Source organism: Aequorivita iocasae (assembly GCF_016757735.1).
GTDB classification, from domain to species: domain Bacteria; phylum Bacteroidota; class Bacteroidia; order Flavobacteriales; family Flavobacteriaceae; genus Aequorivita; species Aequorivita iocasae.
In genome coordinates, this window is the sequence record NZ_CP068439.1 from 1,012,802 (window position 1) to 1,035,020 (window position 22,219).

Sequence of the window (22,219 nt, forward strand, 5' to 3'; positions counted from 1 at the left end):
TTTAGTATGTAGAATCACTAAAGAGCGGTAAAAATACATTTCTTTTTAATATCTGCTTAGGGAAACGCCTAAAAAATGCTTCATATTAAGGGCGCTGAAGCTTTGTTTCCTTGATTTCCTTTGTACTTTTGCAAAAAAAAAATTCAGAATTATGAGCGAATTTCACGCGCTTACCGTTTCCGAAGTAAAAAGAGAAACACCAAACGCCGTTTCCATTACTTTTAGCGTACCAGAAAATCTTAAGAAAACCTTCGCCTTTAAGGCCGGGCAATACATTACCATAAAACATGAAAAGGATGGAAAACAGCTACGCCGGGCGTATTCCTTATGTTCTTCACCAAAAAGTGGCATCCTAAAAGTTGCTGTTAAAAAGGTAGATAAAGGAAGTTTTTCAATCTATGCAAATACAAAATTGCAAGCGGGCGATACCCTGCAAGTAATGCCTCCCACGGGGAAATTCATTTTAGAGCCAAACTTAAAAAACTATGTGGCTTTTGCTGCCGGAAGTGGTATAACGCCAATACTTTCTTTGATTAAATGTACTTTGGAAGAAATGCCGCAGAGTACTTTTCTATTGGTTTTTGGCAATAGAAATCAGGAAGAAACAATGTTTTACAATGAAATTTTAGAGCTTCAGAGACAATTTCCAAATCGTTTTACAGCTGAATTTGTTTTCAGCAGGAAGGAAGAAGAAAATGCTAAATTTGGAAGAATTGATCGCTCTATTGTAAACTTTTTTCTGAAGAATAAATATAAAAATACTACATACGAATCCTTTTACCTATGCGGACCGGAGGAAATGATCGATGAAGTTTCGGCAACGCTGAAGCATAATGGTATTAATTCAAAACAAATTCACCACGAGCTTTTTTCCACCGCCGAAAAAGGACTTTTGGTCGAAAAACACGACGGTAACACAAGCATTATCGTTATGCTGGATGACGAAGAGGAGATCTTTGAAATGCCACAGACTAAATCCATTCTTGAAGCAGCGTTGGACGAAGGTTTGGATCCTCCATATTCTTGCCAAGGCGGAATTTGCAGTACCTGCATTGCCCGTTTAAAAGAAGGAAAAGCCGAAATGCGCAAAAACCAAATTTTAACCGAATCTGAAATTGCGGATGGATTGATACTTACCTGCCAAGCGCATCCCACTTCACCAAAAGTAGTTGTGGATTACGACGATGTGTAGGGCTTAAAAAGTGAGCGTAACCGGTATAATAGACCCTATGAATGTAGGTGTCTGTTCTATATTGAAGATTATTACCGACGATATCATTTGGTAACTATGGAGTATCTATAAAGCATGGTCGGCATGAGGTCGGCATGAGGTCGGCATGAGGTCGGCATGAGGTCGGCATGAGGTCGGCATGAGTCCGAAGGAATATGTTTTTTTGTAATTTATATTTCCTATGGAGGAAAAATAATATAGCTACCCACTAACTGGATAAGAGGTTGACATTTATGCAAATATACAATATTTCTATGCTATTGTCAAGCTTACAATTAAATTGAATCTTTATATTTCGAATTACATTAAAACCTGATTTATTTTTTTTAACACTATTGCTGGAGAAATCGTCTTCATTACTTCCTCATAACCGGTTGGAAACTTGTTGCCGTAAATAGAAGTTGGAATTAATGGATATTTTTCTCTGTCAGCCATTAATTGATTTTTTTCTGGCTGATTAAAAGGTACAAATCCCGCAAATGGGTGCGTCACGCCCCACAATGTAACTACCGGGACACCGTACATAGCCGCTAAATGCCCGTTACCGCTATCCATGGAAAGCATTAAGTCTAGGTTTGAAATTAAAGCAAGTTCTTCTTCAAAAGTAAGTTTTCCGGCAACGTTGGTAACGTTTGCGAAAGGGTTTTCGAGCTTTTTAAGAAGTTCAATTTCTTTCTTTCCGCCGCCGAAAAGAAAGATTCGGTATTTGTCAGATTCATCCAATTTGCGGATTACCTCAGCCATTAAACTTAAAGGATACATTTTGCTTTGGTGGGCAGCAAAAGGAGCGATGCCGATTATTTTTTTCGGCTCAACGCCTATAAGCCCATTAAGTTTTGGACCCAACCTTTTTTGTGGTGGGGGGGTAAATTGTTTTAAATCAATAGTAAAACCGAGCTTTTCAAAAACATCGGCGTAGCGCTGGTGTGTGCTTTTTAATTGAGAAATATTTTCGCCTTTGGCAGCTATCAATGCTTTCTTCTCAGCTCTGCCTTTATCAATAGTGGCCGTTTTAATTCCTTTAAACTTTAAATATTTCGTAATTATTTTGGAACGGATTACATTGTGAAGATCTGCTACGGCATCAATTCCCAAATCTTTGGCTTCGTTAGCCAGTTTAACCAAGCCGAAACCTCTGTGTTCCCCATACACATCAGCTTCCAAAAAATCTAGATTGGGGATTTCTTCAAAAAAAGGTTTAAAAAAGGGTCGGGAAAGTACAGTGATTTTTACGTTTGGATAGGTTTGCGCCAAAACGCTAAGTACGGGCACGGTCATAGCTACATCGCCCATTGCGGAGAGGCGGATTACCAATATGTGGGTGGGTTTTTCCATATTTTTTTGTCAAAAACCCTTTCGGCTGCCCTTCGGATTCGTTCAGGACGGGCTGCTCAGGGGGACAACCCTTCGACTGCGCTCAGGGTGACAAAATATTATTTTTTACCGCGAAGCACTGGATTTAGCTCGTCGTCGTTGTACATTTTCATCTGCTTATAAACTTTCATATACTTTCTCCCGTGGGCAATATCGTCCAGCAATTGATTAATGGCGGTGCTTAAATCTACACGTTGTTCCAGCAAAATATTCAACTTTGCTTTGCAAGCCATCAAATGTTCCTGGGAAGCATCTATACGAGTAGCTTCCTCGTTCATATGATATACTTTTAAAGCTAAAATGGAAAGTCTATCAATTCCCCACGCAGGACTTTCGGTGTTGATGGTCGCGTTATCCTTCACCTTTACGTGTTTAAATTTTTCGAGGAAATAACTGTCAATATATTCCACCATATCGGTACGATCCTGATTGGAAGCGTCTATTTGGCGCTTCAATTTTAAGGCTGCAACGGGATCAATATTCGGGTCGCGGATTATGTCTTCATAATGCCATTGCACCGTGTCTATCCAGCATTTTCGGTATAACAAGTGTTCAATCAATTGGCTGTCCTTATCGTATGGATTGCTGAAAGGTTGGTCCACGGTGTTTATCTCGTGGTACTTATTTATGACTTCTGCGAAGATTTTGTTGGCTTTGTCGCTAAACATAATTTATTGTTTTTCTAAAATGTGTAAATATTCAAAAGTTTCGGAGGCTTTATGATTTCGATTTTCGGTTTTATCTGCTTTGAAACGTTGGTATTTTTTGGTTTTCAACGTATATTTTCCGAAGCGTTCCATCACCGTTTGCACTTCCTTTTGGCCCATCAATCCTTCGTTGTTGTAACTCAGAAAAATGTATGGAAACTCAGCATTTTCAATCAATTCCTCAAAACTTTTAAGGACTTCCCCGGTCCTGCACCAGTCACTTTTATAATAATCGCGCAGGCCCGTTTTTCCCTTAGGCACAAAGGTATCATATTTTGCGATAGTATTCAGCAAATGATAGTTGGCGCCATATTGGCGCGCGTTGTACGGCGGATCCAGATAGAGAATATCGCCTTTAATTTTCTTTATAAGCTCATTGCTGTCCTGCTGAAATACTTGATGCGAATTTTCGGATTGTTGAAAAATAGCAGGCTTTATGACAAGTTTTTTTGATGCTGAAGTTTTTATGTGCTTTAAATATGCGCCATAAACCGAAGCAGTGTTGGCAACCTTATCAGCGCTTTCCAAAAGGGAGGTTAGAAGAAAGAAATATTGTTCTTCCGAAATTTGGGAGGCTTTTTTCCAAACTTCAATCTGAAGCCGAACTGCATCAATCTTTTGCCCATTTTCTGCAGTAAAATAATTTCTTCCAGCTTTACCATTTTCAGAATAGTTCTCAAAAATGAAGCCTTTTTTCCCTTTTAGATTATTCAATTCAATTATAAATTCATCATAATCAAAGAGGGTTTGGTTACCAATGTAATTTCTGTTCAGCACAAAACTGTAATACTCTACATCATTTGCTATAACTTGTTTTACGTGTGGTTTGAAGTTTCGGCCCACAATGCCCGTTCCCGCAAAAAGATCGCAGAAAGTTTTGTTTGATAGCTCTTTTCCGCAGACGTCGCTAACCGTTTCAAAAATAAAGCTGGAGAGTTTGTGTTTGGAGCCTATATAGTTCATTTGGAAACCCAGATAATATCACTCAATGTTTGTTGTCCATCAGCAAAAGTAAATGAATGTAACTGTTCCCGCCGAAAAGATGCCGCATATTTTTGAATAGACTTTTTAAGAAGGGAAATTTCAGCCTTCAATTTCCAGTGTTCGCCATTTTCAGCATAAACAACTATGAAGAGTCGGTTTTTGAAGTGATGCCGCTTTTGGGTGCTTTGGTTTTTGTAAAGCCACTCAATCAGGTCGCTTTTGTGGGTTTGGGCATATGCAAAGGTTTTGTTGAATTGCTTCGGAAAAACCGAGGTTTTATGGTCAAAAGGAATTCCGAAGAGATAAAAGTCCTTTTCGGAATCTTTTGTTTCAGCTACGGGTTCAATGCCGTCAATCTCAGTAAAAATCTGTTCCACGGCCTGGGCGCTCCAGAAATTGTACCATCGGTTGGCGGCGTATTGAAAAAATTGCTGTTTGTCAAAATCATGCATTTCTACCACAATCGCAATTTTACGAATAAGTGTGTCCCAACTTGAGGTTTGGTAAATAAAATTTGTATAATTATCCCAAGCATCGTTCTGCTTTCGGTACCATTTATAGGAATATTGGTGCCTGCGCTTTAACTCATTTTCAATATTTTCGAGGATTAAAGTCATAACAAAAGAAAAATGAAAGGCAATACCACTACTACCCAAAGCATAATTTCCTTAAACCAAAATTCAGCAGCATCTTTTTCGCGGTAATTTTTCTCCCCTGAGCTTTCAATATAATTGGCGCTAATAATAGCAACCGGCGCCAATATAAAAAGCAGCTCGGCACCTGTTTTTTCGGGTGCTCCCAATGCTATGAAAAAGGTGGTTATACTAACATACAACAATAAAAGATGACTGGGCTTTTCTTTTAAAGGAAGTTTTGAAATTTTCAAAATTCGATAAATTGCAGTCCAAATGTAAAAAGCTAAAAGAATGGTTACAGGAACCAAAATTGAGGCCGAGTTATAAACTGAAAACTCAAAACTTGTGTCCTTTTTCCAACTTAAAAACCATAAAAAAGTATCATTCACAAGCAATTGATACGCAGTATTTATAACAATAACCGCCAAAAAGCCTGTAAAAGGAATGAGCATTTGTTTGTAGTTTGAATTGGGTTTTTGCAATATTGCAATCCAAAGAGGGATGAATAATAGTAAGCTCCAAAAATGGAAGAGTGAGGCCACGCTAATCCAAAAGCTTGCATCGAGTATTTTTTTTTCTGAATTCTTATCGCTCCGCAAACTCATTATTCTTCGCAGTGCCAATAGAAGAAAAACATTTGCCAACAGGATTTGGTGTTGCAGAAAAATAATTGGCAGCATTACAAGAAAACATGTAAAAAAAAGAATTGCAAAAGTATTGTTTTTGGTAAGCTGGTTTTTTCTAATAATAAAATCCAACAGCAACATAGTCAGCACACTGACAATTATAAAAAGTGAATGGATTAGCAATAAGGAAGGCGTAATAAAAACTTCACTTTGTGAAATTGCTCCCAGTAAATAACCTGCAACAATGAAAACAGCGAGAATTAAATAGTTTATCGGGTTAGATTTTCCAAAAAAGCTTGTTAACATACGGGCTATTTTTATATTTTTGCCATCTAAAGATTAAAGATATGACTTGGAAAGGTTTTTGGGAAGGAATAGCTTCCCTTTTTGAAGATTTTCTTTTTATCCCTTACGATGCCTTGATGAAGCTTGAGCTAGATAGCTGGTGGCTTGCAAACATTGTTTCATGGATATTTTTGCTTATAGGTGCTGTTGCCTTTATTTATTGGTTGGGCAAGCTCAAGGATTTCAACGAAAACACTGAGAGCACTTATACTTTTGACGAAAATCCTTGATTTTCTAAAGGTCAAAACCTATATCACTACGATACTGCATCCTGTCAAAAGATAGTTTTTCTATATTTTGGTAGGATTTTTTTAGCGCCTTTCTGAAATCATCATCCAACGAAGTTATTGCCAAAACACGTCCGCCATTGGTAAGAGTTTTATCGTTTTCAAGCTTTGTGCCCGCGTGAAATACAATGGAGCCTTCCACACTTTCCAAACCTGAAATTTCCTTTCCTTTTTCGTAATCTTCTGGATAGCCTCCGGAAACCAGCATTACGGTAGTTGCGGCCCGACCGTCAATTTCAATGTTGAAATTGCCCAAGTTTTGATGGTAGGTAGCTTCCAATAAATCAACTAAATCGGTTTTAATGCGCGGCAAAACAACCTCGGTTTCGGGATCGCCCATCCGCACATTGTATTCTATCACGTAGGGTTCGTTATCCACTTTTATCAAACCTATAAAAACAAAGCCTTTATAATCTATTTTTTCTTCGGAAAGACCGTCCACGGTTGGTTTCACGATTCGGTCCTCAATTTTTTTCATCAAAATATCATCTGCAAATGGTACAGGGGAAATGGCGCCCATACCACCCGTATTTAAACCGGTGTCACCTTCGCCTATTCGTTTGTAATCTTTTGCTGTGGGAAGAATTTTGTAGTTTTTACCGTCAGTAAGCACAAAAACGCTGAGCTCAATTCCGTCCAAAAATTCCTCAATAACCACTTTGGAACTCGCTTCCCCAAACTTGCTGTGGGTAAGCATGTTTTCGAGTTCTTGTTTGGCTTCGTTTAAATCCTTCAAAATCAAAACACCCTTGCCGGCAGCCAATCCATCAGCTTTTAAGACATAGGGCGGTTTCAATTTTTCCAAAAAAGCTTTTCCAGCTTCCAAGGATTTCGCTGTAAAACTCTCATATGCAGCCGTAGGGATGTTGTGCTGCATCATAAATTCCTTTGCGCGTTGTTTGCTGCCTTCCAGCAAAGCGCCACGTTTAGAAGGGCCTATGAGCATTGTATTTTTCAGTTCCGAGGTTTCGGCAAAATAATCGGCAATGCCGTGTACCAATGGATCTTCGGGGCCAACAATCACCATTTCAATATTATTTTCGAGAACGCATTTTTTCACCGCTTCAAAATCGGTTACCTTTAGTTCCACATTTGTCGCAATGGATGCAGTTCCGGCATTTCCGGGTGCTACAAAAAGTTCTTCACAACGTTTGCTTTCTGCTATTTTGTATGCAAAAGTATGTTCGCGGCCACCGGAACCAAGGATAAAAATGTTCATTTTTGAAATGTTTTGTTTCGGTGTCAAAAATAATTGTTTGTACCTTGAACCGCTAATTTATTTGAAGCGAATTTAGGTTAGTAAAATTTTAGGTTTCAATTTAAATTGAAAAACATCTTTTGAGACTATTCGATATTTCCCTTTTTCTTAAACGTTTCCCTATTAAAAGGGCAAAGGAAGAATTGCTTGAAATCTCTGAAATAAAGGAAGCGGATTACGAAGCATTCCTGAATTCGAAAAAGGCTGAAATCGTCAATTATCATTTAAAAAACAACTCATTTTATCGGAATAAAGTGAAGGATGGTTTTTCAACTTGGGAATCGCTGCCTATTTTGAAAAAAGTAGATTACCAAATTCCTTTGAAAGAAAGACTTTCAAAAGGGTTTTCCGAAAAAAATAGTTACACAAACAAAACCTCGGGCTCCAGCGGCAATCCCATTCGTTTTGCAAAAGATAAATACAGCCACGCCATTACCTGGGCTTACCACATGGAACGCTTTGGGTGGTACGGCATAAATTTCAACAGCTCGTTGCAGGCGCGGTATTATGGAATTCCTTTGGATACTGTTGAAAACAAGACCGTTCGACTGAAGGATTTTCTGGCCAAGCGATATCGGTTTTCAATAAACGACCTTTCAGAAAAAGCACTCGATGAAATGTTGAAGGTTTATAAACAAAAACCTTTTGAGTATATAAACGGCTACACTAGCAGTATTGTGCTTTTTGCGAAATATTTGAGGGAAAAAAATATCGTTTTAAAAAATATTTGTCCTACGCTTAAGGTGTGCATCGTTACATCCGAAATGCTTTTTGAGGCTGATAAAATTCTGCTTGAAAACCGATTGGGCGTTCCTATTGTGAATGAATATGGCTGTTCGGAAGCCGGAGTAATTGCCTTTACCAACCCTCACGGCGAATGGGAAGTGGATTCCAAAACACTTTTTATTGAGATTTTGGATGAAAACGACCAGCCAGTTCCATTGGGCGAAGAAGGTCGAATTGTGATAACTTCGCTGCACAACAAAGCGCATCCATTTATTCGTTATGAAATTGGTGATTATGGTGCATTGAGTGAAGAAAGTACTTTTAAAAAACCAATTCTAAAAAAACTTACCGGAAGAACAAATGATTTTGCGACACTTCCCAGTGGAAAGAAAGCTGCTGGAATGACTTTTTATGTGATTACCAAAAAGATAATGGAAGAGAGCGGAAACATACAGGAATTTAAAGTGATTCAAACAAAGATTGATACTTTTGAAATAAACTATGTAAGCAAAGAAGAATTAACGGAAGAAAAAAAGCAATCTATAACAGAAACAATTGAACAATTTTTAGAGCCTGGATTGACATTTAACTTCCACAGAAAAGCACAGCTGGATAGATCTGCAAGCGGAAAGTTGAAGCAGTTTGTTTCGTTGGTTGAAAATTAAAATATTATCTATGAAAATTACTATTGTTGCAGGTGCGAGACCTAATTTTATGAAAATCTCTCCAATAATTCGTGCAATAGAAAAACTTCAAACTCCCAAAAGTCAAATAAGTTACCGGTTAATTCATACAGGGCAACATTATGATGCCAATTTAAGTGATACTTTTTTTGAGGAACTCCAAATACCCCAACCAAATAAAAATTTAAACATAAAAAGCGGTTCACAGGCAGAGCAAACAGCCGGTATTATGATAGCTTTTGAGGAAGAATTAATAGAAAACAGACCTGATTTTGTACTAGTCGTGGGAGATGTAACCTCAACAATGGCTTGCGCAATCACCGCTAAAAAAGCAAGTATTTCATTAATTCATGTGGAGGCCGGAATACGAAGCGGAGACTTGACTATGCCAGAAGAAATAAATAGAATGGTAACCGATAGCATTACCGATTATTTTTTTACTACATCGGACATTGCAACCCAAAATCTAATCAAAGCTGGGCATTCCAAAGAAAACGTTTTTTTTGTGGGTAATGTGATGATTGACACGCTTCTGCAAAATTTAAATCGTATAAAAAAACCAGCATTTTGGGATGATTTCGATTTAGCACCCAACCAATATTATTTATTGACAATCCATCGACCTTCTAATGTAGACGAAGTCAACTCATTCATAGAATTATTAATGGAAATTTCAGCACATGTTGAAGAGATGCCCATTGTCTTTCCTGTGCACCCCCGAACCCAACAAATTTTGCTTGAAACCAAAAAAGACTTTCCAAATTTTCATTTTGTTGAACCCCAGGGTTATCTAAGTTTTATATACTTATTGAAAAATTCCAAAGCGATTCTCACTGATTCTGGTGGCATTACCGAAGAAGCCTCAATATTGGATGTGCCATGTATAACCTTTAGATCTACAACGGAGCGTCCCGAAACCTGTGATCTCGGTACCAATGTGCTGGTAGGAAATGATAAGAAAAAAATTTCGGAGGCATTTCAAAAACTAAAAAACAATCAATGGGAAAAGGTTAAAAATATCCCTCTCTGGGATGGAAAAGCTTCTGAGCGAATTGTTGAGCAATTACTGAGAATTAATTATGGATAAGGAGATTCTGATAATAACTAACTACTTTCCCCCAGAAAAAGGCGCGGCATCCAACCGCATTTACGGCGTAGCAGAAGGTTTGGGAGATGCAGGATTTAATGTAAAAGTAGTGTGCCCATTCCCCAATTACCCCACAGGAAAAGTTTTTAAAGATTTTAGAGGAAGCATTTCCACCACAGAGAAAACTTCCTTTGGAAAAATAAAAAGATTATGGATTTGGCCCAGCAATTCTGCAAATAAATTTGTGAGGTTGCTGTCCATGCTATCTTTTTCATTTAGTATGGTTTTATTTTTTCTTTTTTCAAAAACTCCAAAAAAGCTTTTTATTCAATACTCCCCAATTTTTGTTGGGTTTACAGCGGTATTACTTGGCCGATTGTTCTCAAAGAAAATTATTTTGAATGTTTCAGATCTCTGGCCGCTTGCAGGTTTGGAAATGGGGCTTTTCCATAAGGGGAGCTACTATTCCTTTCTTTTGAAAATGGAAAAATTTTGTTATCGAAATTCTGATTTAATAATTGGGCAGTCCGAAGAAATTATTGAACACATATTAGTATTTAACCAAAAAAAGAAAACTTTTCTATACCGAAATATTCCAAATTTCGATGCTCCCCACATCAAAAAAATACAATCTTCTAGCGAAATAAAACTTGTATATGGCGGTTTATTGGGCGTTGCACAAGGTATTTTCGAACTCTGCCAAAAAATTTCGTTTCCAAAAAATATAAGTCTACACATTTATGGTGCAGGTCCTGAATCGGAGAAAATTAAAAAGGTGGAGAAAAGAAATATATATTTTTACGGCGAATTGAAAAGAGATGAATTGCATATTGAGCTGCAAAAATATGACATTGCATTTATTACATTGAAAAAAAGAATTTATGGATCTGTTCCCTCAAAAATATTTGAGTTTACTCGTTTGGGAATTCCCGTGCTTTATTTTGCAGGTGGAGAAGGAGGAGAAATTGTAGAAAAGAATTCCTTAGGATGGGTTGTACCGGTAAATGATTTTAAGGCGCTACAAGAGTTTATAAATACCTTATCTGAAGATAACTTAAAACAGTTTCCGAGAAAAATGATTCAGAAAAATTCTGTTTCAGCTTTTAATTTTCATAAACAATTTGAGGAATTCACCGCTATTATAGAGCGAATTTAATACGCCTTTTCTTCACCTCTAAGGGCATTATAGATAGTTTGGAATACAATTTTAATATCAAGGAAGAGACTCCAATTTTCGAGATAAAAGATATCGTATTTTACCCTATTGATAATATGGTTATCGTCTTCAACCTCACCTCTAAAACCGCTAACCTGTGCCAAGCCCGTAATACCTGGTTTGATAAAATGGCGCACCATAAATTTATCAATGCGTTCTGCATACATATGCGTATGACTTACCATATGCGGTCTTGGGCCTACAACGGACATTTCACCTTTTAGCACATTGATAAACTGTGGCAGTTCATCAATACTCGTTTTTCTAATTATTTTTCCTACCCGCGTTACGCGTTCATCGCCTTTTCTTATTTGTTCCAAATGTGCCATGGGGTTAGGCTTCATGGATCGGAATTTATAGCAATAAAATTCTTTATAATCAAGTCCGTTACGTTTTTGCTTAAAAAACACTGGCCCCTTTGATTCTAACTTTATTAATAGGCCCAGCAAAGGTGTGAGCCAGGACAATAAGCCTATTATTACCAATAATGAAAGTAAAATATCAAAGCTCCGTTTTAAGAATTTATTGAAAGGTTCGTCAATGGGAATTTTCCTCATAGATAGAATTGGAAGCACTCCGTAATAGGTGAAGTCAAGTTTTTTAGTGTAAATTTCTTTATTGTCCGGCAGAAATTTTAAAATCTTGAGATTGTTGTCCACAAAATCCATTAGTTTAAGAAGATCCTTGTTTCCAATTTCCGCAACAGAGGAGTAAACTTCATCTATTTCTTCTTTCATAATATAATCCATGCATTCCTCTATACTAACCTTGTTAGGCCCCTTTATATCAAAAGTTTTGTACAGTTTATAACCATATACCGGATTGGTTAAGAAAAACTTGCGTAATTGATCTGTTTTTTGATTTAATCCAATAATTACAACTTTACGCATATTACCCCCCAAGTGTAGCCGATATCTTTTTAGAAGAAAATAAACTCCAAATTTTATAATAGTAATGCACAGCATTACCAAAAGGAAATACTTTAGAATTATTGAAGCAGATGTTGTCAATTCGTTATAAAACCCAAAAAATGAAAAAACAATCAATAAAAAAATAAGGCCCTGCTTGCCTATAAGCGACATGATTTTTGATAGATGAGTAAAGCGATATATTTCATAAAAACCTGAACTTAAAGAAAGTACCAGCCAAGCAATTGTTACAAATACAACGTAGTTAAAAAAGGGAAAGGGTTGGTTAAAAAATTCAAAAGCAAAAAAATGGATAAAGAACAGATCTATTCCATATGAAATAGGTCTAAGTAATCCTGAATATCTTCCGCTTCTAAACATTTAATTATTACCTGTTGTTATGCTTTGAAAAGTCTTTATGTTCGCTTTTAAAAAGTTCTTCTTTTGAAAGATTTTTAAAATATTGAAATGCTTTTTTCATGCCTTCCTCTCTTGATATTTTAGGCTCCCACCCCAAGATCTCCCTAGCTTTGGAAATATCAGGCTCACGTTGCATTGGATCATCCTGAGGTAGCGGCTTAAACACAATTTTTTGTTCGGTTCCAGTCAGTTTTACAATTTCCTTTGCAAAATCTAGAATGGTTATTTCCTCAGGATTTCCAATATTGACAGGAAATGGATAATCGCTCATCAATAAGCGGTAAAGCCCTTCCACTTCATCATCTACATAGCAGAAGGAACGCGTTTGCATACCATCTCCAAAAACAGTTAAATCCTCACCTCGTAAAGCTTGGCCTATAAAAGCAGGAATTACACGGCCATCGTTAAGGCGCATACGTGGTCCGTAGGTATTAAAAATTCGAGCAATTCGAGTTTCCAATCCATGAAATCTATGATAGGCCATGGTTATAGATTCCTGAAAACGCTTTGCTTCATCATAAACCCCACGGGGGCCTATGGTGTTTACGTTTCCGAAATATTCTTCCGTCTGCGGATGTATCTGCGGGTCACCATAAACTTCAGATGTTGAAGCAATAAGAATTCGTGCCTTTTTCTCCCTTGCCAATCCAAGAAGATTGTGAGTTCCCAATGAACCTACCTTTAAAGTTTGGATGGGTATTTTTAAATAATCTATTGGGCTTGCTGGAGAAGCAAAATGAAGAATATAATCTACTTTTCCTGGAACGTGTACAAATTTGGTAACATCATGGTGGTAAAACTCAAAAGCTTCCAGTTTAAAAAGATGTGCAATATTTTTTAGATCACCAGTAATAAGGTTATCCATCCCGATAACGTGAAAATCTTCGGCAATAAATTTATCGCAGAGGTGCGAGCCTAAAAATCCAGCAGCTCCGGTTATTAGGACACGTTTTTTCATCTGTATAAAATATTTGAGAAATAGGAAGATGGAATGCCTAAGGCTGCACCTTCTTTCAATTTATAATTTGCTATTGGGCATTTCATAAATTTACGGTCTTTCTACCTACAGAAACATAGGTAAACCCTTCTGTTTCCATATCATTTACGTTATATAAATTTCTACCATCAAAAACAACCGGATTTTTCAACAATTGTTTTAATCTACCATAATCAGGAGTTCTGAATATGCTCCATTCGGTGCAAATTAAAAGTGCATCGGCATTGTCCAACGCTGCATACATAGATTCGCAATAATTTAATTTATCTCCAAAGCGTTTTTCAATATTTGGTATCGCCTCGGGGTCAAAAACTTTAAGCTTTGCTCCTTTATCCAGTAAAGCATCCATCATATCAATAGATGGGGCTTCACGAATGTCATCTGTCTCTGGTTTGAAGGCCAGCCCCCAAATGGCAATCGTTTTCCCTTTTAAATCATTTTTGAAATAGTTCTCGATTTTAGGAAGCAAAATCGTTTTTTGGGATGAATTGATTTCAATTACAGAACTTAAAATTTTGAAATCATAATTTTCGTCTTTTCCTGCCTTTTGAAGCGCTTTTACATCTTTTGGGAAGCAAGAACCCCCATAGCCAATTCCTGGGAAAAGGAAACGCTTGCCAATACGGCTATCGGTACCCATTCCGGCACGTACCATATCTACATCGGCACCAACTTTTTCGCAATAGTTGGCTATTTCGTTCATAAAGGTAATCTTGGTTGCCAAAAATGAATTTGCTGCATACTTTGTAAGCTCTGCAGATTTTTCGTCCATGACGATTATTGGGTTTCCAGAGCGTACAAAGGGATTGTAGAGCTTTTTCATTAATGCCGTAGCTCTTTCACTACTCGAGCCTACGACAATGCGTTCAGGTTTAAGAAAATCATCTACTGCGAAGCCTTCGCGCAGGAACTCTGGGTTTGAAACCACATCAAATTCACAAGAGGCATTTTTAGCGATTACTTTGTGAACTTTTTCTGCGGTGCCGACCGGTACGGTACTTTTATCAACGATGACTTTATATTCCTTTATTTTCTTACCTATCTCTTCAGAAACGTTCAAAACATACGAAAGATCTGCAGAACCGTCTTCATCTTCCGGAGTTGGGAGCGCTAAAAAAATAATATCGCCATGCGCTAAACCTTCATCTAGTGAAGTAGTAAACTTTAAACGGTTTGCCTTGATGTTTCTTTCAAACAGTACGTCAAGGTGTGGCTCATAAATAGGTACAATGCCATTGCGCATTTTTTCTACTTTGCTTTCGTCTATGTCTACACAAATTACTTCATTCCCTGTTTCTGCCAAACAGGTTCCCGTTACAAGGCCTACATAACCAGTTCCTATTACTGAAATTTTCATTTATCTTTATTCTATCTTTTAAAAACTGAAAAGGTTCCTAAATATTTTTAAAGCGCAAAAGTACAATTTGCAATTCTTTTTATAAGTTTTTTATGCTGTTGTTTTCTGATGTTTTGCCACTTGTAATTAGCACAATTAATATAAAACCTACATAATAGGCTCCCATCTGCCGATGAAATACATTTTCAACAAAACAATACATTATAAGAATTGCCAGCATTGCCGTTGGCAAAAACTGTTTCCTGTTTGCGATAAAACTTGTGATTATAAAGGTTAGGAAAATTAATAGCGCTATAAAGCCCGCGCTTAAATAAAAGTCAAAAAATTGATTATGGGTATTGTATCTTTCCGAAACAAATTTATCTCTTTTGGCTTCGTTGGTCAGTTGCGAGGCGTAACAGGAAACAAGTTCGTCTTTTGTTTTATCAAAGCCTAAACCCGTCAGCATAAAACTTTCTTCGTGAATAATGTTTTGGGCACATTGCCAGACTATCGAGCGTAATTCATACGTCAATGAATTTTCAATAAATGCCGGTGGACTTTTATGTGTTTCTGTCTGGTTGTGCTGAAAGCCTTTTTCAGATTTAAGAAGAAAAAATAATCCTAAAACCGCTGTAATAGTAAATGCTGCAATAGCAACCTTCCATATTCTGCGGTGGCCGTAAAATTGTTTTATTGACACCAAGACCAAAAGACATATGAGCGCTATCTTTGAGTTTATAAGGACGATGAAGAGCAAGTTCACAAAAATATTGACCAAATAATAATTATTGTTGGGGTGGTATTTCTTTTTAATTTCCTGAAAGGAAATTAAAATACTGAAAGTGCTCAGAAGGCCCAAGTACAACCTATCTATCAATAGCGATTCCACTACTTGAGGAGAATCGCCCAAAGAAAAACTTCCGGTAGCATCAGTGATTAAAACAAAATTATATATTGAAAAAATAATTGCTGCCAGCGAGGAAAATATTATTGCGCTATTGATCTTTTTTACATCGGCTACTGGAATGTAAAGAATGACAAGGCCTACGGCAATCATCACTTTTTTTATGATATTAAAATCCTCTGGGAATCTTCCGCTAAAAAACGAGTCTATAAAGAGATAGGCGAGAAGACCTACAAATAGTATAACTGGAAGTGATTTTAATTTTTTAAAATCTTCCTTTTTTACAATAAACGGAAAAGCAACCATCAAAATCGCCAAAAGAATATTAGGGAGCGCCCTAATATAATTATCAAAAGGAATGATGAGATAAAGCAGCAAAAATGCATAGGGGTATATGGCTGACAGCAGTATCCTCATTATTATAAGTTCTGATTTCTAAATATTAGGGGAAGATAAAAAACTATCCATTAATAAACTTATCCCTTCGCTATTTAGTTTTTAAAAAATCGATAAGTTAAGATTTTTTCTCCGCTTCAGTTTTATATATGCTTTCCAGGTTGTGAATTGTATTTTCAATGTTGAAGTGCTCATTGAAAAGTTTTAGTGAGTTTGCTTCAAATTGTTGACGCCTATTTTCATCCTCCAACAATTCTAAAATTGCATTTGAAAACTCATTAGTGTTATCTTCTTTAATAATTAATCCATTTTGATTATTGACAATCAAATCTCGGTTACCATCAACGTCGGTTACTATACATGCCTTTCTTAAAGCCATTGCTTCTATTACTGAGTAAGGCAACCCTTCGTAACGTGCTGAGGAAATATACAATCTTGATTTCAGTATAATATGAAAAACATCTTTTCTCTCGGTCCATTCCAATAGAGTTATGTTTTTTTCTAAATTATAAGCAGATATCTTCGCCTTAACACTTTCTAAATTGGGAGAATGAAATCCTACTCCCATTAGTACAAGATGCACATTTGGCTTTTCTAAAGTAACCCGTTTTATTACCTCCACCATAAATTCTATATTTTTTTGATAAGAGGGCCTGCCGACTGAACAAATGTATTCATCGGGCCATGTTTGTGGAATCGACAGCTCTTTAATATCAGATATTTCGTTGATGCAATTATTAAACACTATCACTTTTTTAGGAGAATAGTGAACATCTACTATAGCTCGATTTTTTTCTGATTCGGAAGTGGCTAGGATTTTATTGTTAAACTTTGAAAAAAGTCTTTCAATGCTTAAAAAAAAACTTCTTTTTATTTTATTAGAAGTACTTAGGTAAGAGAAGGCATGGGGCGTGTAAAACACAGAAGTGTTTGTGGCTACACCAACCAGCCTTCCAATGATGCCAGCTTTGGCACTGTGTGCATGTATTAAATCGGGCTTTTCATTTTTTACAATGGAAATTGTCTGAAATATTGCTTTAGTATCTTTCCAAGGATGAAGATTCCGATCAATAGCTATTTTATATTCTTTTAATGGTTTGTTCTCTTTATTTAAAAAAACTTTATTTGTGTCAGTAAAGCCATGTATAATTACAATATCAAACAAATTAGGGTTTAAATTTGCTAAAACTAATCGTAGCCACACATCAACGCCGCCCACAGAATGGCTAATAAATAATATTTTAGGTTTTTTACCCATGTTTGTATTTTGAGTTTGCATTTTTTTTCATTAGAGATTATCCTCTTTGATTAATACGCCTTTTTGGTATTGCCAGTAACTGAGCAAACAAACAAAAATACAATAGTAAAATAACCCTTGTTGGATTTCCAGATAGCTTTCCGTTATCATAGATCCTGCCATTACCAAAATAATTAAATTCATTACTCTGTTGCTTTGTTTAACACCATTATATAAGAGTATCCCGAAAACACCAAGAATTGCGAAAAAACCTAAAAAACCCAACTGTACAGTTGAAGACAAAAATTGATTATGGGCATTATACCTGGGAATGGAATAGCCTCTTGTTTTATAAATATTGGCAAGTTCCTCTCTTTCAGCACCTGCTCCGTATCCCAAGATTGGTCGGTTTTGAATTAATTCAATTGAAGCACTCCACATTTTCTCTCGTAAGAATATATTGTGATATTTCTCACCTGTTTCTGAAACTCTATCTTTTGTCCCTAAGCCAATTTTATCAAGAGTATCGTAAAACTTATCATTTACATAACGGCTGTTTTCTATTAAGAAAAAACATAATAAAACTGTAAATATCCCCACCATAGCAGACTTTATGGAAAACAAAACTTTCCAGTTAAGTATGAAATAATATGCGAAAATCAATAAGTAAATAAATAATCCAAGCCTTACGCCAAATAAAACAATAACTATAAGAAAAAGGAATGCGCAAAAAAGTTTAAAATATTTTTTAAATGATCCAAATAATACTAGTACCAAACCAGTATTTAAGAACATGGCATCTTCAGGAATATATTTATGATACATCGATGCCTGTACGAAGTTGTACCAATGGCTTATTTCATAATCAACGATATAATGGTAAATTAATTTTCCCAAAGAAAACAAACAGAAAAACATAAGTGAAATAATGAATGTTTTTTTAGCTAGTTTTATTAAACCTAGAGAAGGATTTACAATAAAAAATGCAATTGGCATAAGAACAAAAACAATGATTCTTCCAAGTTTTGTAACTGTCTCATCAAATTGTGTGCTGTATGTTAAACTTAGAATCGCCATAAGGAAATACAAAAACAATATAAGTATGGCCTTTTGAGTTTTCAATCGTGAAAAAAAACCTTTTTGGTTTTTGAAAAATAATCCTGTTAAAATTGTAATTACAAGTACTACAGGGGAAAGAAAATCTAAAAATGGCAAAACAGCAAACATGCTTAAAAAGCTGTAGTCGGCAATCAGTTCTTTCTTATTCATATATTAAATTTCTTTTTTTTCTGAAATAAATATATATACCATATAAAAGCATAAAGAAAATCGCGAAGTACATTTTATAAAAATACCCCATTACAAATGCATATATAATCCAATTAAATAACTGGTAGGCAATTATTGAAAGTACATAGGCATGCCCTACCATTAACTCTTTTAAAACCCATCCCATGAGCGCAAGAAAAATAATAACCAAAAAAGTATGTAAGACCAAAGAAAGAGAAAGAGGAAAGATTTCGAATAAAATACCCGGATAAGCATTGGTAAAATTATATCCTCCTTCAGCATTGGCAGCTAGAACATCTTTTTTGTTTTTTGCAAATTCTTCCATCATAATTGGCATTCCATAAAGCAGGTCTGCCGGGTTGAAAGATTTAGGAGCTTCATTACCTATCAAATACCGTTCAGTAGCTCCCCAAAACAAATGCCCTTGCAAGCCAAATATTCTATAAACTATCGCTTCATTAGGATTATAAATCTTAATGTCTGCAAATGGATTAGTCTCTTCATATTTATTATAAGTAATCGTGTACATAATTGCGGTAAGAACACCTACGACAATGAACAATGGTAATAAGGCCCGTTTTATATAAACTTTTAGATTGTTTCTATAATAAAAAACCAAAGGCAATAAAAAAGAATAGGAGCCCTGTAGAATTGGTGAAAATTTTTGGCCAATCATAAAATTATAACCAAAAAAAACAAACAGCATAAATACAGAAAATTTCTTGAATTTTGGGAACATCAAGCCGATGGCAAAGGGAACAAACATAGCTGTGTTTCCAAAAAGACTATTCAAAAATGGAAAACGAGAAGTGGACCAATAGGTAAAGCGTGTTACGGAAGAGTCCAAAATAGGTAATGGCGACAATACCGCATTAATTAGAAGTAGAATAAGCGGTACAATTATCATTGCCATTACTATAAGTAGCTCCACATTTTTCCCCTTATAATTAAATTGGAACACCGGCAACCTTGTTTTATTGAATGTTTTAAAAGCCATGGCAATGATTGAGAATGTGAAAATAAAGTAGAGCACGCAAACTATCGTTGCGCCTGTGAAAAAACTAAACCTTCCCTGCTCGTTAATGAATATTCCCTGCTCAATATAGATAAGTGATGGAATTACACTAAACGCCTGAAAAAATACAAGCCCATATAAAAAGGACAATAAGAAACTTTTTTTTACATAATAATACGTAAAGAACACAAACAGGAACGCAAACAACAAGTTGATAAAAAGGCCCATAGTTATAACTTGTCTTTATTTAAAAATTGAAATTCTAAGTTCTTAAAAAGTGGGACCAGTTCATCATTTTTTAAAGGATTTACAAAAAAAGACACGTTTTTCTTTTCTTGATCTTCAATTTTAGAATATATATTAATAAGCGTGCTAGAATCAAACCCTGCAATATATTGAGAATGTAATCTTTCAAAATATAAGTTTTCTGAGGTTTGTTCCGTAAGTAAAAAAACCACTTCTTTATCTGAAAAAATAGCTTTAAAAAATGCTTCAGACAATTGTTTTCCGTTACGATGGGGTTTATAGTAAATGGTTTTTATCTTTTTATAAAAAGACTGTTTTTTTAATTGTTCCAAAAATTGTTTTAGCGCATTTTCAAAAAAATTCTGGCCAAGTAGTGTGCCGTAAGATTCTTGTCCAATTATATAAAGTGAATTGGTGTAATTTGGTAAAGATATTTTCTCTAAAGGGAGTTGTTTTGCGTTTTTCTTTATATAAGCGTGTGTTGGAAGCGTTAAAAACTGAGAAATTACATGATCATATTCAGCTCCAGAGGAATGACCTTGGTATTTTTTAAATGGAATGCCGTGAGTTTGGGAAATTATTTGTTTTAATAGAAATTTTAATCTTGAAATATTTTTTAGGGAATGGTCATAATAATTCAAGGTGCCATCCTCTACAATAACTGCCTTTAGGTTTTTGCCAAAGCTCAAAAAAAGATAATTTGTTAAAACATCTTCTATATAACAAACGTATAAAGTAATGGGGCCATTTTTTAAAGAAGATATATGGCTCAACATCTCTTTGTAGGAACGTATTTTAGAATTTATGGCTGCTACTTGGCTAAATGCGGAATCTGCATTGTTATTAAAAGATTGCTCTGCCATTATAACCCTATCCCATTTTAAGGAATTATAAATTAAACCTGATCCCGCTATAAGAATTCGCTCACCTTCCACTACCAAATTGTTTTCAATAAGGTTTTCAAAATTTTGAACATGGTGCTGCCCAAGGGCCACAAATAAATTCTTCATTTTTTATATCTTCTTTTTTACAGCGCGTTTCCTTAATGCAAATATTATAATTCCTGTGATTAAAAATGCTATTCCGGCACCTATAATCCCAAACAAATAACTGAACATAAAGGTGGATACCACATTAATCACACTGGAAATTAATACAATTTGCAATAATTTTTTTTCTTGGTGCTTAATATATAAATAAGAATGGTATATGAGTGACACGTTCATTAAAAACGTTGCTGCATTCAATAATATTATTAACGGCCAAAATTGTGCAAAGGAAGCTTTTCCTTGCCACAAAAGAATTGGGTATATTAAAACGATCACAGCTAAAAATGCAAATCCAGAATGACGTATTAGCAAGTTTTTGAACCGGAGTAGTTTTGCATCAAACGTATCATTGGTAGAGCTCTCTATTAAATCTGGCAACTCATATGAAACTACGACGGTGCTTATGTAAATTCCTATCACCATGGAAATATTTGAATAAAATGAAAAGATACCGGCTGAAGCTTCGTCCAAGACTCCTTCCACTATGTATCGGTTTGAATACTCTATTACTTTTAGTGCGAGGGTTGCCATATAAAAAATTAAACTTACCCGTAATCCATTTCTTAGCCAGTCTTTGTTAATTTGAATTGTTGAAATATGCCTTCGTATTGATTGACTGAACCAAAGTGCGGTAACAAATAGTATGGCCAAATTGAAAAAAAGCCAAGTATAAAGTATATATTCTAATGAGATGGCTTTTTTTAAAACAATTATTTGAAATAACACCCAAATTGTCCAACCAGCCACCCTTAAGAATAAAAACCAATTCGCGACCAAAACTTTTTTAAAAGCCAATAGCAAGCGATATATTTCTTGATTTAAATGTTCTGAAATAGAAATAAAAATTATGAGTGTAGCGTATTTGGAAAGATAATCTACTTGATCAAAAATCAAATGTCCTATAAGGATAAAAAACAAATAGATAAACAGATAAAAAACAAAGGATGTCGCAACCTTTGATGCTCTATCATTTGGTTTAAGCAATATATCACGAATCGCATAATTGTAAAAATCAAAGCCCAATACAAATATGGCAATGGTAACTGTAGTTGATAATAGTGAGTAAACACCATAAACCGATTCGGTAAAGTATTTTGATAAATATGTAAATATCAAAAACTTCGAGCCCATGGCGGACATCCTAAGGAAAAGGGAACCAGCTTTATTTAATGGCAATTTTGAAAAAGTCGCTTGCATTAAATATTACTTTTTAGTGTTTTACGTCCGCTTTCCTTAATTTTTTGGCAAGAGTAATTTCA

General features: G+C 35.5%; 20 protein-coding genes. 5 read left to right on the plus strand and 15 right to left on the minus strand.

Annotated elements, in window-relative coordinates:
- Nucleotides 1-151 precede the first annotated feature (151 nt).
- Nucleotides 152-1,192: a ferredoxin--NADP reductase gene (locus tag JK629_RS04770; protein WP_202337476.1), complete on the plus strand. Its 1,041-nt coding sequence runs from the start codon at nucleotides 152-154 to the stop codon at nucleotides 1,190-1,192.
- Nucleotides 1,193-1,531: 339 nt separating this feature from the next.
- Here the strand turns inward: JK629_RS04770 and JK629_RS04775 are convergent, their stop codons facing one another.
- The 5 genes from JK629_RS04775 to JK629_RS04795 form a co-directional block, all read right to left on the minus strand.
- Nucleotides 1,532-2,566: a glycosyltransferase family 9 protein gene (locus JK629_RS04775; RefSeq protein ID WP_225626133.1), complete on the minus strand. Its 1,035-nt coding sequence runs from the start codon at nucleotides 2,564-2,566 to the stop codon at nucleotides 1,532-1,534.
- 98 nt (nucleotides 2,567-2,664) lie between these two features.
- On the minus strand, nucleotides 2,665-3,273 hold the full coding sequence (locus tag JK629_RS04780) for a DUF4254 domain-containing protein (protein WP_202337477.1): 609 nt from the start codon (nucleotides 3,271-3,273) through the stop codon (nucleotides 2,665-2,667).
- A gap of 3 nt (nucleotides 3,274-3,276) precedes the next feature.
- A complete protein-coding gene (locus tag JK629_RS04785; protein WP_202337478.1) occupies nucleotides 3,277-4,275 on the minus strand; it encodes a DNA adenine methylase in 999 nt (332 codons plus the stop codon).
- Nucleotides 4,272-4,913: a hypothetical protein gene (locus tag JK629_RS04790; RefSeq protein WP_202337479.1), complete on the minus strand. Its 642-nt coding sequence runs from the start codon at nucleotides 4,911-4,913 to the stop codon at nucleotides 4,272-4,274. The genes JK629_RS04785 and JK629_RS04790 overlap by 4 nt, the downstream gene beginning before the upstream one ends.
- Complete coding sequence (locus JK629_RS04795; protein WP_202337480.1) at nucleotides 4,910-5,863, minus strand: DUF6427 family protein; 954 nt, start codon at nucleotides 5,861-5,863, stop codon at nucleotides 4,910-4,912. The genes JK629_RS04790 and JK629_RS04795 overlap by 4 nt, the downstream gene beginning before the upstream one ends.
- Nucleotides 5,864-5,904: 41 nt before the next feature.
- On the opposite strand from JK629_RS04795, the gene JK629_RS04800 reads away from it, so the two are divergent.
- Complete coding sequence (locus JK629_RS04800; protein WP_202337481.1) at nucleotides 5,905-6,132, plus strand: DUF6341 family protein; 228 nt, start codon at nucleotides 5,905-5,907, stop codon at nucleotides 6,130-6,132.
- 4 nt (nucleotides 6,133-6,136) lie between these two features.
- Here the strand turns inward: JK629_RS04800 and purD are convergent, their stop codons facing one another.
- Nucleotides 6,137-7,408 (minus strand): phosphoribosylamine--glycine ligase, encoded by a 1,272-nt coding sequence (gene purD, locus JK629_RS04805; protein WP_202337482.1) that lies wholly within the window; start codon nucleotides 7,406-7,408, stop codon nucleotides 6,137-6,139.
- A gap of 119 nt (nucleotides 7,409-7,527) precedes the next feature.
- Here purD and JK629_RS04810 point away from each other — a divergent pair, with 119 nt between their 5' ends.
- From JK629_RS04810 to JK629_RS04820, 3 genes are read left to right on the plus strand one after another with little or no spacing between them, the layout of a single operon-like run.
- Nucleotides 7,528-8,838, plus strand: a complete 1,311-nt coding sequence (locus JK629_RS04810) for a phenylacetate--CoA ligase family protein (RefSeq protein WP_202337483.1) — start codon at nucleotides 7,528-7,530, stop codon at nucleotides 8,836-8,838.
- Between the two features lie 10 nt (nucleotides 8,839-8,848).
- The gene (gene wecB, locus JK629_RS04815) at nucleotides 8,849-9,943 is read left to right on the plus strand and encodes a non-hydrolyzing UDP-N-acetylglucosamine 2-epimerase (RefSeq protein WP_202337484.1); all 1,095 of its coding nucleotides are present in this window, start codon (nucleotides 8,849-8,851) and stop codon (nucleotides 9,941-9,943) included.
- Nucleotides 9,936-11,099, plus strand: a complete 1,164-nt coding sequence (locus JK629_RS04820) for a glycosyltransferase family 4 protein (protein WP_202337485.1) — start codon at nucleotides 9,936-9,938, stop codon at nucleotides 11,097-11,099. Before wecB ends, JK629_RS04820 begins: the two co-directional genes overlap by 8 nt.
- Here JK629_RS04820 and JK629_RS04825 read toward each other — a convergent pair.
- The 9 genes from JK629_RS04825 to JK629_RS04865 form a co-directional block, all read right to left on the minus strand.
- A complete protein-coding gene (locus tag JK629_RS04825) occupies nucleotides 11,096-12,448 on the minus strand; it encodes an exopolysaccharide biosynthesis polyprenyl glycosylphosphotransferase (RefSeq protein ID WP_202337486.1) in 1,353 nt (450 codons plus the stop codon). The two genes, JK629_RS04820 and JK629_RS04825, sit on opposite strands and share 4 nt — an antisense overlap.
- A gap of 7 nt (nucleotides 12,449-12,455) precedes the next feature.
- Nucleotides 12,456-13,445 (minus strand): UDP-glucuronic acid decarboxylase family protein, encoded by a 990-nt coding sequence (locus tag JK629_RS04830; protein WP_202337487.1) that lies wholly within the window; start codon nucleotides 13,443-13,445, stop codon nucleotides 12,456-12,458.
- An 82-nt stretch (nucleotides 13,446-13,527) separates the two neighbouring features.
- The gene (locus JK629_RS04835) at nucleotides 13,528-14,841 is read right to left on the minus strand and encodes a UDP-glucose dehydrogenase family protein (RefSeq protein WP_202337488.1); all 1,314 of its coding nucleotides are present in this window, start codon (nucleotides 14,839-14,841) and stop codon (nucleotides 13,528-13,530) included.
- A 79-nt stretch (nucleotides 14,842-14,920) separates the two neighbouring features.
- Nucleotides 14,921-16,144 (minus strand): O-antigen ligase family protein, encoded by a 1,224-nt coding sequence (locus JK629_RS04840; RefSeq protein WP_202337489.1) that lies wholly within the window; start codon nucleotides 16,142-16,144, stop codon nucleotides 14,921-14,923.
- A 97-nt stretch (nucleotides 16,145-16,241) separates the two neighbouring features.
- Nucleotides 16,242-17,402, minus strand: coding sequence for a glycosyltransferase (locus tag JK629_RS04845; RefSeq protein ID WP_225626135.1), 1,161 nt, complete (start codon nucleotides 17,400-17,402; stop codon nucleotides 16,242-16,244).
- Between the two features lie 9 nt (nucleotides 17,403-17,411).
- Nucleotides 17,412-18,629, minus strand: a complete 1,218-nt coding sequence (locus JK629_RS04850; protein WP_202337490.1) for an O-antigen ligase family protein — start codon at nucleotides 18,627-18,629, stop codon at nucleotides 17,412-17,414.
- Nucleotides 18,622-19,356, minus strand: coding sequence for a DUF6418 domain-containing protein (locus JK629_RS04855; protein WP_225626137.1), 735 nt, complete (start codon nucleotides 19,354-19,356; stop codon nucleotides 18,622-18,624). Before JK629_RS04855 ends, JK629_RS04850 begins: the two co-directional genes overlap by 8 nt.
- 539 nt (nucleotides 19,357-19,895) lie before the next feature.
- A complete protein-coding gene (locus JK629_RS04860) occupies nucleotides 19,896-20,921 on the minus strand; it encodes a hypothetical protein (RefSeq protein WP_202337492.1) in 1,026 nt (341 codons plus the stop codon).
- 3 nt (nucleotides 20,922-20,924) lie between these two features.
- Nucleotides 20,925-22,157 carry an MATE family efflux transporter gene (locus tag JK629_RS04865; RefSeq protein WP_202337493.1) on the minus strand — a complete coding sequence of 411 codons (1,233 nt, stop codon included), beginning with the start codon at nucleotides 22,155-22,157 and terminating at the stop codon, nucleotides 20,925-20,927.
- Between the last annotated feature and the right edge of the window lie 62 nt (nucleotides 22,158-22,219).